This window comes from Neisseria sp. P0018.S001 (assembly GCF_051957355.1).
Lineage (GTDB): Bacteria > Pseudomonadota > Gammaproteobacteria > Burkholderiales > Neisseriaceae > Neisseria > Neisseria subflava_A.
Genome location: NZ_JBQCWN010000004.1, coordinates 17212 through 30006, shown reverse-complemented (window position 1 = coordinate 30006; position 12795 = coordinate 17212). Strand labels below are relative to the sequence as shown.

12 protein-coding genes and 1 pseudogene are annotated in these 12795 nt (G+C 47.0%); 7 read left to right on the top strand and 6 right to left on the bottom strand.

Annotated features, from left to right (window positions below; all coding sequences use genetic code 11):
• The first annotated feature begins 83 nt into the window (after nt 1–83).
• Nucleotides 84–935 (top strand): MBL fold metallo-hydrolase, encoded by an 852-nt coding sequence (locus ACTHTJ_RS03865; RefSeq protein ID WP_440360776.1) that lies wholly within the window; start codon nt 84–86, stop codon nt 933–935.
• A gap of 96 nt (nt 936–1031) precedes the next feature.
• Here the strand turns inward: ACTHTJ_RS03865 and ACTHTJ_RS03860 are convergent, their stop codons facing one another.
• Entirely contained in the window at nt 1032–1196 is a 165-nt protein-coding gene (locus ACTHTJ_RS03860; protein ID WP_199900775.1) for a hypothetical protein, read from the bottom strand.
• A gap of 40 nt (nt 1197–1236) precedes the next feature.
• On the opposite strand from ACTHTJ_RS03860, the gene ACTHTJ_RS03855 reads away from it, so the two are divergent.
• On the top strand, nt 1237–1695 hold the full coding sequence (locus tag ACTHTJ_RS03855; RefSeq protein WP_101755435.1) for a LysR substrate-binding domain-containing protein: 459 nt from the start codon (nt 1237–1239) through the stop codon (nt 1693–1695).
• A gap of 139 nt (nt 1696–1834) precedes the next feature.
• Nucleotides 1835–2413, top strand: a complete 579-nt coding sequence (locus ACTHTJ_RS03850; protein ID WP_101755434.1) for an NAD(P)H-dependent oxidoreductase — start codon at nt 1835–1837, stop codon at nt 2411–2413.
• Nucleotides 2414–2470: 57 nt separating this feature from the next.
• Here ACTHTJ_RS03850 and ACTHTJ_RS03845 read toward each other — a convergent pair whose 3' ends face one another.
• From ACTHTJ_RS03845 to cah, 5 genes are all read right to left on the bottom strand, one after another.
• Nucleotides 2471–3103, bottom strand: a complete 633-nt coding sequence (locus ACTHTJ_RS03845; protein ID WP_440360775.1) for a histidine phosphatase family protein — start codon at nt 3101–3103, stop codon at nt 2471–2473.
• Nucleotides 3104–3194: 91 nt separating this feature from the next.
• Nucleotides 3195–5138, bottom strand: coding sequence for a PEP/pyruvate-binding domain-containing protein (locus tag ACTHTJ_RS03840; protein ID WP_107867365.1), 1944 nt, complete (start codon nt 5136–5138; stop codon nt 3195–3197).
• 165 nt (nt 5139–5303) lie between these two features.
• Entirely contained in the window at nt 5304–7871 is a 2568-nt protein-coding gene (locus ACTHTJ_RS03835; RefSeq protein ID WP_440360774.1) for a DUF4132 domain-containing protein, read from the bottom strand.
• Between the two features lie 146 nt (nt 7872–8017).
• Nucleotides 8018–8434: a hypothetical protein gene (locus ACTHTJ_RS03830; RefSeq protein WP_283120593.1), complete on the bottom strand. Its 417-nt coding sequence runs from the start codon at nt 8432–8434 to the stop codon at nt 8018–8020.
• Between the two features lie 325 nt (nt 8435–8759).
• Nucleotides 8760–9518 (bottom strand): carbonic anhydrase, encoded by a 759-nt coding sequence (gene cah / locus ACTHTJ_RS03825; protein WP_070585283.1) that lies wholly within the window; start codon nt 9516–9518, stop codon nt 8760–8762.
• Nucleotides 9519–10083: 565 nt separating this feature from the next.
• On the opposite strand from cah, the pseudogene ACTHTJ_RS03820 reads away from it, so the two are divergent.
• The 4 genes and pseudogenes from ACTHTJ_RS03820 to ACTHTJ_RS03805 all read left to right on the top strand — a co-directional run.
• Nucleotides 10084–10671 (top strand): annotated as a pseudogene (locus tag ACTHTJ_RS03820) (hypothetical protein); the annotation flags it as partial.
• A 508-nt stretch (nt 10672–11179) separates the two neighbouring features.
• A complete protein-coding gene (locus ACTHTJ_RS03815; RefSeq protein WP_070585507.1) occupies nt 11180–11488 on the top strand; it encodes a hypothetical protein in 309 nt (102 codons plus the stop codon).
• A 413-nt stretch (nt 11489–11901) separates the two neighbouring features.
• Nucleotides 11902–12051, top strand: coding sequence for a hypothetical protein (locus ACTHTJ_RS03810; protein WP_349267077.1), 150 nt, complete (start codon nt 11902–11904; stop codon nt 12049–12051).
• On the top strand, nt 12052–12546 hold the full coding sequence (locus tag ACTHTJ_RS03805) for a contact-dependent growth inhibition system immunity protein (RefSeq protein ID WP_070585279.1): 495 nt from the start codon (nt 12052–12054) through the stop codon (nt 12544–12546). It begins immediately after the preceding gene.
• The last annotated feature ends 249 nt before the right edge of the window (nt 12547–12795 follow it).

Here is a 12795-nt window from a genome sequence, read left to right as displayed (position 1 = left end):
TACGTTTATTGGCAATATTGCCCATTTTAGCCGATGCACCTGCTGCTTAAAATACGCTCTATGATTTTTTAAGGAGCAATATCATGAAATCCAAGCAATTTATTCTTGCCACTGTTTTGGGCGCGACAGCCTTTTCCGCTTGGGCAGACGATTCATACCAACATATCCGTAATGCTACCGCCAAGGTCGAATATGCAGGACAGACGTTTTTGGTTGACCCGTTTTTCGCCCCCAAGCATTCCATGAACGGCTTTCCCGGCACGTTCAATAACCAAGCCAAAATGCCGCTGGTCGGGCTGCCGATGAGCGTGAATAAAATTTTGGACGGTGTGGATGCAGTTATCGTTACCCATACTCACGAAGACCATTGGGACGAAACCGCCGCACGTTCTATTCCGAAGAACCTGCCCGTATATGTGCAGCACCAAGCTGACGCGGCAAAAATCCGCAGCCAAGGCTTTACTGATGTACGCGTGTTGAACGGCAGCACTGTCTTCAACGGCGTAACCATCAGCAAAACCGGCGGCGTACATGGTACAGAAGCCATGTATGCCAACCCTCAGCTAGCCGAAATCTTAGGTGATGCAATGGGTGTGGTATTCCAAAGCAACGGACATAAAACCGCTTATATTATGGGTGATACTGTGTGGACGGCAGATGTAAACAAAGCATTGAACCGCTACAAACCCGATTATCTGATTATGAACACGGGCTACGCGCTGATTTCAGGCATTTCAGACGGCATTATTATGGGGACGGCTGATGTATTAAAAGCCAGCCAAGTCATGCCTAAGGCCAAAATCATCACCGTACACATGGATACCGTGAATCATACCGCCGTCAGCCGCGCCGATATGCGTAAATTTATACGCGGTCAAGGCATTGAAAGCCGTGTGAACGTTCCGGAAGACGGGGAGACTGTGAGGCTAGATTGATAAGCGGCTCATTACCCTAAAGCAGCCTGTACCTTGTTTTCAAAAGTGCAGGTTGTTTTATTTTTTCGCAGCTTTTGTTAAACCGTCTAACCATGCTTAATGGCCGTTTACCATTGGATTTGGCACAGTTTCTGCCAAGCCTTTGGCGAGTTTGCCGATTTGGCTTTCTTCGGTTAATACACGCACGCGGTTGTTAGGCAGGCTTTCTAAAATCCAAGCGCCGAAAATTAAAGTGGTGGTGCTGGCGATTAACGAAAGCATCGTACAAAATCAGCTTGAACAGCAGTAAATTGACTTTGCGGTGGTTACACTAGACTTCCAAGCACAGGATATTCACGCAAAAAATTTGTATGACGAACGCTATATTTGTGCCGTTCGCCACGATCACCCAATAGCCCAACAAACAGAACTTACCCTTGAGCAATTTTGCCAGTTAGAGCAAGCCTTAATTTCCTATCATGGCGGCAGCTTCAGTGGTGTTACCGACCAAGCGCTGCAATCGATGGGGCTACAAAGAAATGTCAACCTATCGGTACAAAACTTTATTGTTTTGCCTGAATTACTAGAACAAAGCGATTTATTGGCAGTCCTGCCTGAACGTTTGATTGGCAACTTGCCCAATCTCAAACGCTTTGAACCCCTTCTTAAAATTCAAGGTTTTACCAAAACACTGATTTGGCACGAACGGACACATAAAGATCCTGCTTATAAATGGATCAGAGAGTTGATAGAAAAGGCTTGTTTGATTGAAGAGGAATAATGAATGCTAATGATAGGTACGAGAAATTTCCCTTTATGGTCTGTAAATAGCGTATAAGCGAATGCACTTTTAAAAGATGCAGTAAAAAGGCATAATTGAAGCCCTCATTTTTCAGAATTATTTGTTGTAGGAGCAGAAGATGAATATTTTATTATTAGACGGTGGTAAAGATTTCGGACATTCACATGGCGAGTTGAACCACACGCTTCATAAAAAAGCGAAAGAAGTTTTGACCGCACTTGGACATGATGTAAAAGAAACCGTGATTGATGCCGGCTATGATGTTGAGGCAGAAATCGAAAAATTCTTATGGATGGATACAGTGATTTGGCAGATGCCAGGCTGGTGGATGCACGAACCTTGGACAGTGAAAAAATACATAGACGAAGTATTAACCGCTGGACACGGCAAGCTTTACCACAGTGATGGTCGCCATCGTGTTAATCCAAGCGAAGGCTATGGCACAGGTGGCTTGTTGCAAGGCAAAAAACACATGCTTTCGCTTACTTGGAATGCCCCGATTGAAGCGTTCACTCGTGAAGGAGACTTCTTTGAAGGAAAAGGCGTGGATGCTTTATACATGCACTTCCACAAACTCAACGAATTCATCGGCTTGACCCGTCTGCCGACATTCTTATGTAACGATGTGATTAAAAATCCACAAGTAGCACGATACTTAGCAGACTACCAAGCACACTTGGAAAAAGTATTTGGTTAATGGCAAAAAAGGTGGGTAAAAATGTCCACCTTTTTTATTATTGATGAATAGTTGTGATCATTGTAAATGAGCCACATCGTTAAGCTGCTCAATATGGAAACCGCTTTCACTATCGTATTTCACAATACTGATCGAAGTATTCAACAATGACACGGATTTACCCTCATCACGATGGTTTTCCCAAGTCGCTCCGCCTAGTAAGGACAATAAGAGACGCAAGGTGTGGCCATGCGATACCACTAAAATATTGGCTCCCGATTGATGTACTTTAATGATATCGTAAAGGGCGGCCATTGTACGTACTGCTAATTGTTCAAAGGTTTCGCCACCATTGCTTAATGCTTTATAAGCTGCCGGGTCATTGGTTAATTGTTTGAATTCGGTTAGCTTCCGCAGATCAGCGATCTGCATACCTTCCCAACTTCCAAAAGATTGCTCATTTAGTCCACAGTGCTGAAAAAGAGGAATAGGACGCTGACCGATAATATGGCCAGCCGTATCAATGGCGCGTTGTAAAATACTGGAATAAGCAGCGGTAAATTCTACTTGTTGTAGCGCCGCCCCGGTTTTCTGAGCTCCTGCAATCCCTTGTTTGGTCAGTGGTGAATTGCCGGATCCCTGCAAAAGCCCTTGTTCGTTCCATTGGGTACGGCCATGGCGAATAAAATAAACAGTGAGTTGTTTTGACATCATAGTTCCTTGGAGACCTGGAAGTATAGGGTATAACTAACTTATGATGCAAAGGCCATCTGAAACGATAATTTCAGACGGCCTTTTTACTTTAACGTGTGCCGTTTAGATACGGTCGTGCCTGGAGGATAACAAGCTTACCATTGTCAAACGCCCATTCGATGTCCTGCTCACCATTAGCAAATAGCTGTTTGATTTGTTGGCCGGTTTGGTCAAGGCAACGGATTTGTTCTTGATTCATCACATTGCCATTGGTTACAGGAACTTCCCGTACTCCACCGTTTTTATCCAGTTGCAGCGCTGTGGTTTCATTAGAGGAGCTGAGACGTTGTACAGAATCATTGCGACGGTTATAGACTACCTGTTCGGCTACCCGTTTGCCCTCAACGACACGAATACCCAACCCGTGTTTGGCGGCAATGTAGGCGCTGTTTTTCTGAGCAATATCATAAGGATTGATGGTAACCAGTACGCCGGAGAGATCTGCATTAATGCTTTGTTGCACAAAGACACTCATTTTCACGCTATCGTGAGGCAATCCGGCAATACGGCGGGCTTCGTATGCGCTGTAATTGAAAACGGAGGCCCAAGATTGCTTCACTGCTTCGGCCAACGCGTTTTCATCGGTAACATTTGGCACGGTGGTGTACAGTCCTGCGCCGCTGAAATTGGGCAGGTCTTCGGAATTAGAGGAGCTGCGGACAAACACGCCTTTGCTGTTTAATTGATTGCGCCATTGTTCAACCCATTTGTGTTTCCATTCTGACGGGATTTCGGCATCGGTAATTTTTTTCTGCAGTGTGAGTAAGGCAGTGCGTCGCTTGCGGTTGTCCCCATCACTTTGTGTTTCGATTTGTGCCAGTGTTGTCGCGTTAATACCCAGCCTATCCATCATGGCTTGATAGTAGGCAAACGGAATGCAGAATCCATCAGGTACATTACTGCCTGCAATATGGGCGCGGATATGGCCGAGGTTGGCAGCCTTACTGCCGCAGTAATAGCTGTCATCACGGCGCAGGTTTGCCAAAGCCCGAAGGTTGTAATTGGAAACATCAGGTTGGGGCAGGGTAAGGCCGTCTGAAAAGCTTTTGCTGGTAGTGTTCCGGTTGGTTTGGACAATTCGGTATTGCTTAGCAGTCGCTTCAAATTCAATACGACGGCCAATATATGGGGCTAGGATTTTTTCTGCGTCTTTAAGGTAAATATTGGGAATCCCCCAGCCGCGTGCCAATACATTCACATGGGACAATGCAGTGGATGGTTTCTCACTAATAATCCCCGCCACAGGTGGCAGCTCTAGGGGAACCTCTTTCAAAATAATAATATCGTCGGAGCCGACATTATAAAGATCATCTTCTTTAGCAATAACGCGTAATGTACCTATCGCTTTACCTTGGTTTAGAGGCAGGTAGGGAAAATTTTTAATCAAACTTTCTTGGGTAATAAAAGGAACTTTACTTTGCTCGGCAACGGTTTCCTGCCATAAAGAATTGGTTTTATAACGCAACGGAGCGTAGAAACTGTCTTTCAGACGGCCTGCTGCCAATTTCAATAATTCAGGCGTGATTTTGTCTCCTTCCCAAAACTCATAAACATATTCCTGAGTACTATTCTGCCAACTAATAGTACCAAACAGATAACGCCGGTTGGGACTACGGTATTGTTGATTCAATTCAGTTTTTGACAGCATGGATTTCAAGATAGTAGCTAAATAGCGTTCATGTAGCCGAAATTTGGGAGTATTGATGTAGTCGGTACGGCCATCGTCTTCGCGATCGATGAGGAAAAGGATATGAGGAATTTCATATTCGCTCCCTTGCTCATAAATACGCGAAAGCAAGTCAAAATCGGCTTGGCTTTTGATTACAGATAATGCAGGAATTTGTGTTTTAACTGGAGTGACTGCAGTTTGACGCTTTTCAGACTCGTAATAAGAAGGCTTACGTGCCGTTGGTGCAGCCGTATCGGCTGTTTCAGCTTCAGGACGGCACGCTGAAAGTAAAAACAATATTGGGAGGTAAAAAGCAGGTTTCATGATGTTGTCGGTTATCTAAATCAGATGAAAAGCAATATATTTATGGTAAAAATATGTATTGTGTTCTTTCCGTAGGTAGGACATGTGCTGCCTACGCGTCTTGTGTTCCCAAACAGCCTGAAACCGCAAGGATGGAGGCATTTGCGTTTTTCAGGCTGTCCCAATTTACCGCTGAATCTGCGAGGTAATCGTGCTGTCGGTAATCTTGTCGTCTTCCGCCAGCAGCATGGCTTTGGAGAGGACGACCGAGAGCGTGTTGTCGCCCTCAAACGGGATAAACAGTTTGTCGGATGCGTCTTTTTTGCGGCTGTCGGGTACAATGCAGAGGTATTGGTCGTCCGGCAGCATCAGGATGTTGCTGCTGCCGATGTGGATTTTGTAGGTACGCAACTTGCCCTGTACGATGAGGAAGTTGCCGTCTATGTGGGCAACCTTGGCGATTTTCAGGCGCGGCAGCAGGGTTTCCAGTACGGCTTTGCGGGTTTTGGCGACTTCGCCCAAATCGCCGAAGGAATAGCTCTGCCAGTAGCTGTAAAAACGTGCCTCTCCGCCGTTGTCTTCCCAAGTCGGATCGTTGCCTACGCTTGCCACGCCGACAAACAAATCCACGTCGCGCAATACTTCGGAAAACACGCGCGGCGGAATATCAATTAAGTCCAGCGCGGTGGCATGGTAATCGTCGTCCAACCGGTGAAAGCGCACTTGGTCGGTACTGACATACTGCCAGATATAGCTTTCCGTCCATGCTTCTTCGCTGTCCACCGCGTTTGCCCAAAATTGGGCGAGCAGGTTGTATTCAGGCAATTCCAACGAGACGGTTGCGTCGTCGCCGCCGTCCCACGCGCCGGCCAGCGAGCCTCTCCAGCCGCGCCCTTTGGCCAGCGTCATGTATTGGTGTTGTTTCAGGATGTGGGCGGCAAAACGGTTGCTGTATGTTTTGGTGTTGATTTCGGCTTCGGTGAGCAGATAGATTTCACGGTATGCCTGTTTCAGCGGCTGGCGGATTTCTTTGTCCAGCAGCAGTTTGCGCCATTGGGCGATGCTTTGCTGCGTAGCGAGCGCAGGATGCCACAAGCTGACTTGCAGGCAGTCCGAAACATCGGTTTGCGCGCCCATTTCGTCCACCCATGTTCCGTTCAGCCACAGCGCGGATTTGCCCTGCGTGTCGTTTTCGTCGCGGAAAAACTGCCATACCAGCGAGCGTGTGAGGCAGGACATCAGCCCGTGTTGCCAGTAATACTGTTCGGCGTGTTCCAGCGGTACGCGGTGTTCGGAGCGCATCATTTGGTCCAAGCGGTCGCGTTGGGCGGTGAGCGTGGCGTTAAGGGTTTTCTGTGTAGCTTTAATCTTTTTCAGTTTGTCAGCATGGTCGGTTTTTACGAAGGCGGGCACGGTTTTCTGCGGCGAGCCGTCGGGTTTGAACCAGCGCAGTTCGGACTTGCCTACGCCCGTTACCGCCAGACGGCAGGTGTAGCCGCCAAAGTCGTAGTCACGGCAGCCTTCCTGCAAGCCGAAGCTGTCCACCGCCATGTCTTCGATTTCGTTGCGGGATACGCCCCGCTGCGCAGCGGCTTCGTCCAAATATTTGGCAATCGCGCTTTGCACGTTGCTGAACTTAATCCGCAGGCGCAGGCGTGAAAGGCAGGCGATGCCGTCCAGCCCTTTGGAGCGGAACAGCGCGTAGAAGCAGGCGTTGCCCATAGCAGCATAGCGCGCGCCGAGATTGGGGATTTTGTCGTATGAATGCAGCGCAAGCTGGGTAAGAGCGGACAGGGTGGCGCTGTCGTGGAAATGGCTGCACATCCACACCAGCCCTTTGAGCACGGTCTGGTTGATGCTGCAAACGGGCAGGACATGGGTGTCGTAGTTGTATGAGCCGCCTCTGTATTCGTGGGTAAAGGTTTCAATACGTACTTCTTCATTACCGTAGACAAATTCTATCCAGCCGTGCAGCATCTTTTTGAACCTGTCCGCCCCCAGCGTGTCAATTAGCGTTTTGGCTTCTTTCAGGTATTTTTCGCTTGGCTTGCCCGCATTGGCGGATAGGGCAAGCGCAATGATCTTGCTCCATACGTCCTGCTGTTCCGGTGGCAGCACGGCAAGTTGCGGATTGGCGTATCGGGCAAACTCGTCATCTTGGGCGGGGAAGCAGGCTTCGGCGGAACCGCCTGCCAGTTCTGCCAGGGTGGCAAGGTTGGCGGTAGCGGCTTTCTTGTCCCACAGGTTTTCCGCAAAGACGCGGTAACGGTCGCAGGCGTTTTTCAGGCCGTCTGAAAGCGTTTCGCTCGGATTGGGAAACTGTTTTTTGATTTGGTTTATCAGATATTTGAGCGGATAGTAATCTGCCTCCTGCTCGGACAGCCCGTTATCGTCCAGCATGGCGGCAAAAATACGCTGCACATCCTGCTCAGTCATCGGCAACGTTTTACGCGCCAGAGCCATCGCTACCGCTACACGGATGGTGCCGTAATTGTGTATCCTGTCCTCGCCTTTGTTTTTAAAAATTTTATTCCGTCCCCAGCCGCGTATCAAATCAATGCAGTGGATCAGCAAATCGACGCGGTATCCGGGTGCGGCTTTCTCCACTTCGGCAAAACTAGGGCAGAGCTTCAGGTTTATCGTGTCGTATTCGTGTGAACGGCTTTGGAGCCATTCTTTTTCCAGTGTGTTGAGAAGCTGATTGAACTTGGCACGGCGGCTGTCGGAAATCTGCACGGTTTGGTTTTGGCTCATAGGACTGTCCTTGCGTATCAATGTGTTGGTTATTTCGCTGCAAAGGTGGATAACGTCGGTAAGGGTTTTCTTGTCCGCACTATTCAGGCTGTATGGGGCATCTTCTACAAAGGTGAGGTAGCGTTGCGCGGCGGTTTTCAGGCTGCTTATCCGCCTACTAGCGGCGTGAGTTTGATGAAATTGACGACCAGCCCGTCATGCAGGCACACCATATCGTCCAGCGTTTCCAGTTGGCGATTGTCGGCAAGAATGAAAAACGAATTTTGCTCAAAAGCTTTCAAAGCGACGGCGATTTGCTTTTCCACGTCCACAGGTTGCGGGGGCGTGCCTTTTTTGCCGTGCGTTTCCCGAATCACGATGTCGCCGAGATCGGTGGGGATAACGAGGCTGTGGCGTAAGAGGAAATCGGCGGCGCGGTTGTTGTAGGCTGCAACTTCCTGCCGCACGCGTTCGGCAATCAGATCCGCCGCGCTGATGTGCTTGGTTCGGAACTTTAAAAACAGCTCGTGCAACACTTTGCCGGCGAGGTTTTGGTCTTGGATCGTGATGGTAGCAGCGATCATGGATGACTCCTCCAAACAGAAAATAGACAAATCATACTGTTTTTTGATCGTTTCAGACAGGCTGAAAACAAAGTAGCCTTCACGTTGATAGATGCGAGTGCAGGCTGCCCTTTACATTTTAGTTCTGTAGGAACTTTGTGAGACCTTTGCAAAATTCCCCAAATCCCCTAAATGTCTTCATGGGAATTTTGCAAAGGTCTTGACTTGAGTTGAAACCCAAGCCGATGACTTTGTTCCGGAAATATTGTGATGAAGAGCGAAAAAAGGTTGTCTGAAAAACCAAATTTAGGTTTTCAGACGACCTTTTCGTTTAAGGCTTTACCGTTTATTCGATGACAACGCGCGCATTAAGCGGCTGGATGGGGCGGTTGTTATGCGAGCCGATGGCGCGGGTGAATTTTTCTGCCTGCGCCTGATCGATGTGGTCGTAGGTTTTCAACAGCAGCCACGATACGCCTTCGCTGCACGGCGGCGTAGTCAGCGAACCTGCAAAGCGGTAGTATTTCAGTCGTTTCGGCAGCAGGGTGCTGGCGTCGAAAGCTTTGTCGAGGTTTACCTTTCCTTCCTTCATCGGCATCACGTTCCATATCGGAGCCAGGCGGTCGTTGGTTTTGCCAGGTTCGTACAATACTGCCAATACCAAAGGCTGGCGGTTTTCGTCCAAGTGGACGAAGTGGGCTTCCATCGGGAAGGTGCGGCCTTTGATTTGGTTTTCACTGGGTACGTGGAAATGGAATTGTTTCAGGGTGTAGGTACGTCCGTTCACGCTGAGGGTATTGCCGCCTTCCGGGTAGTTGACTTGGATGGTGTGGCCGTTGTTTTCCACGTTAACCTCGCTCGGTTTGTAATTGACTTTGAGGGCGGGCAGTCTGCCGGAGACGGTTTCGGTAATGTTGACGGGGGATTGGTTTTTGCCTGTAGAGCACAAACGGAACTCTTCAGAAAGCTCGCCCCAGCTTTCGGGGGAGTCGTGTCCGGTGTAACCCCAATGTGTGTGGTTTCCGTGTGCAGCTGCGGAGAATGCCGCGAAGGTGGACAGCAGGAAGACAGTCAGACGAGGCAACGTACGGGTCAAGCAGGGCATTGCAATATCCTTTCTATAAGGAGGAGGGAAAAAGCATTGCGGTGCGTGTATAGAATATTGTTATTTTTTATTGAACCATAGCCATATTAAATCATTAGGTCAAGCCTTCTTTGGGTAATTAATTTAAGGCTATGAAGTTAAAGCGAATTCATTTTTTTAAAAACGATATTATCGTTTGGAAAATTGATAATAATTTGAAATAGAAAACTTCCGTTTTTCACACCTTAAAAATTTAAGGAAGCCGACTCATGAAAAAGGTCGTCTGAAAACATCAATTTAGGTTTTCAGACGACCTTTTTGCTTTGCCTGCCAAGGGTTATTTGTGCAGCACTCATTCTTTGCTGTCCTTGCTTTCCCACCACTAGCAAGCCGTAGCCCATATGAAACCTAAACTCAACAAGGATGTGTGAGAAACGCACGTATGCGGTTCTCAAGGTTTGAGCTAAGAGTCCGTCTGAAAACAGAAAAAACGTTTCAGACGTCCTTTCTTTCGACAAGTTGCCACAGCAATCAGAAAAAGTAGCCTGCATCACCTTATGCACTGAAACCGCCCAATCAAACTCAGTTCGACAAATATGCCAATGATCTCAAGCGCGAAGTTGAAAAACGCGAAGGCAGAAAAATCAGCAGCCAAGAAGCGGCAATGAGAATCCGCAGGCAGATACTGCGCTGGGTGGATAAAGGTTCCCAAGACGGCTATACCGACCAAACGGTTATTTCCACAATCGGCATGAAAGGCGAAGACAAAGCCTTGGGTTATACTTGGGACTACCGCGACTACGGCGCAAGAAATCCGCAAGCCTACAACGATCCGAAGCTGTTTGAGGAATACCGCCGACAGGACAAACCCGAATACCTCAACCTGACCTGGCTGCACAGCGGGACGAAAGATACCAAAATCAGGCAGGGAGAGCGGAAAAACGAAGAACTTGCGCTGAACGTTGCCGACGGACTGATGAGCTTTGTCAACCCCAATCCGAGGACAAAGGCAGCGGTTCGTGCAGGCATCCGTAATCTGGAAAACATCAGGCCGACCGTTACCGGCAGAGATCCCTTATTGGCGGGTGCGGGGAATATCCGTATTCCTGTAAACGGCAATGTTGCGAAGGGGGATAGGATTCCGGATACGGCATTGGCAACGACGGAACATAAGTACAAAGGAGGGGCGCATTCGGAAACCAAAAAACCGACCAATGACGGTTTGGATTCGCATCATTGTCCTGCGAAGGATTGCTATAAAGGAGCCCCCATTAGTAGTGAACAAGGTCCTGCTATTAAGATGGATCCGAAGGATCATCGGCTTACTGAAAGTTATGGACGCTCTCCTTATGCTATCCAATATAGGGCTAAGCAAAAAGAGTTACTGGAACAAGGTAAATTGAAAGAGGCTATTGAAATGGATGTGAGGGATATCAGATCTAAGTTCGGATCCAAATATGATAAGGCAATCGAGGAGATGCTTGAGTATTCGGGAAAACTAGACCCAAATTCTTTTAAAACTAAAAAATAGGCAAAAAATTATGAAAATTTTTTATTTTAGTTCAAAAAAAATAGAAAATTGTGTAAACATTATCTCATCAAATCTGAATCGAAAACAAGTTCGTGCAATATTTAGTTCTGATGTACAAGAAATTTATAAGTCATCATACTCTCGAGTTCCTATGGATGTTTTTCCCGAGTTGAATATCCATTGTTTTTATGATGATAAAAATCAGCTTCAAGCGATAGAGATATTTGAACCAAATAAGTTTTTTTTAGAAGATATTTCTTTTAATTGGCTTGGAAAAATTAATGATGAAATAATAAGCTACCTTTATAAGAGTGGAATTAATGATTTTGAAATTGATGATTTGGGTATTAGGCTTCTTAATATTCCTGTTTCAACTATAATCAATTCAATAGGTAAAGTAGAATGTTGTTATTTAGATTTTTCAAACAGAGACACAAAATTTTATGTAAAACAAGTGTAGGTTGAGGTCAAGACCCAATCTACGCTTACTCCGGTATCAGCGTCTCCATCATCTACGACGAACAAAAAATCCGCCATCTGACCAAGTAAACGCCTACCTTGCCGAAAACCAAAGCCGCGACCACACCTGGAAAGAAGACGGCATAGCAAGCCGTAGCCCATATAAAACTTAAACTCAATAAGTAGTATGTGTGCGGAACGCACATATGCAGTTCTCAAGGTTTGAGCCAAGAGGCCGTCTGAAACAATAAATACGTTTCAGACGGCCTTTCTTCCAACAAGCCATCACAGCAATCAGACAAAAGCAACCCGCCGCCACAGCCATATCGGCAGCCCGGCCGGCAAAACCACCATCCGAAGCGGTGTAGATACAACTCTAAAACGGCAAATTTTGAACGTCATAGCCTTTTGGGTATGACATTAAGGGCCGACATGATCAAACAGCGCGAAATCCATCTGGCCATACCCGCACAAACTAATAAAGAGCAAAGATTGCAGTTACAACGTGTGATAGAGTATGGCAAAAGTCAAAACATTACAGTCAAAATTACGGAGATCGAATAAATGACTTTCAATCAAGAACAAGATTATTGGGCTGGCTATAAGGCAAATGAAAGAGCCTTGATTATTCAAACATGGTCAGGATTTGGGCGATATGCTCCAGACCACCTATATCCCCCCCATATCCTGCCATTGGATACCGACAATGGAACTTTAGGCACGACGGTCTTGCAAGCGTTGACAAACAGCAGGACTTTCGTTTATGACAGTCCAGAAGACCAAGATTTTTTTGATACCGAAAAATTTCGGCAACGCTATGAGGATTGGGTTGCCAATCTATGCGGGAACTTGGGCTATAAAACCAGACGCGCCCTATTTAAAAACATGATGAGCGTGGATATTTGGCTGCACAACGGCTGCCTGAAAATCAGCCCGAGCCGCCATGTCAAGCTGGAAGCGTGGGATGCCATTGATGCAGACAATGTAATTTTATCATTGGATAACAGTCCTGAAGAAATCGGAGCAGGTTTAAAGTTGGCATTGAGCCGCTGCCGATAATATTTGGCAAAAGGTCGTCTGAAAGCTGGAAACTTTTTTCAGACGATCTTTTTTATCACACTCAAGGCCAGCGTGCGTACCGCACACACCTTACCTGCATAGGTTTAATGCGGGCTACGGCTTGCTTGGAAGGATACGTGAATTAAAATTTAAAAAAGTTGACTTTCCCGTTCCTAATACTAATTGGAAAAATTCTATTGATGTCTTGAATGAATCAGGTAATGTTAATAGACCTCGTTATAGGAGTAA

Bases quoted from the DNA above. Each gene is read 5' to 3' on its own strand.
- ACTHTJ_RS03805 (WP_070585279.1), top strand. From the start codon at position 12,052: ATGACTTTCAATCAAGAACAAGATTATTGGGCTGGCTATAAGGCAAAT.
- ACTHTJ_RS03850 (WP_101755434.1), top strand. From the start codon at position 1,835: ATGAATATTTTATTATTAGACGGTGGTAAAGATTTCGGACATTCACAT.
- ACTHTJ_RS03845 (WP_440360775.1), bottom strand. From the start codon at position 3,103: ATGTCAAAACAACTCACTGTTTATTTTATTCGCCATGGCCGTACCCAA.
- ACTHTJ_RS03815 (WP_070585507.1), top strand. From the start codon at position 11,180: ATGGATGTTTTTCCCGAGTTGAATATCCATTGTTTTTATGATGATAAA.
- cah (WP_070585283.1), bottom strand. From the start codon at position 9,518: ATGCCCTGCTTGACCCGTACGTTGCCTCGTCTGACTGTCTTCCTGCTG.
- ACTHTJ_RS03840 (WP_107867365.1), bottom strand. From the start codon at position 5,138: ATGAAACCTGCTTTTTACCTCCCAATATTGTTTTTACTTTCAGCGTGC.
- ACTHTJ_RS03860 (WP_199900775.1), bottom strand. From the start codon at position 1,196: ATGCTTTCGTTAATCGCCAGCACCACCACTTTAATTTTCGGCGCTTGG.
- ACTHTJ_RS03865 (WP_440360776.1), top strand. From the start codon at position 84: ATGAAATCCAAGCAATTTATTCTTGCCACTGTTTTGGGCGCGACAGCC.
- ACTHTJ_RS03810 (WP_349267077.1), top strand. From the start codon at position 11,902: ATGACATTAAGGGCCGACATGATCAAACAGCGCGAAATCCATCTGGCC.
- ACTHTJ_RS03830 (WP_283120593.1), bottom strand. From the start codon at position 8,434: ATGATCGCTGCTACCATCACGATCCAAGACCAAAACCTCGCCGGCAAA.
- ACTHTJ_RS03835 (WP_440360774.1), bottom strand. From the start codon at position 7,871: ATGAGCCAAAACCAAACCGTGCAGATTTCCGACAGCCGCCGTGCCAAG.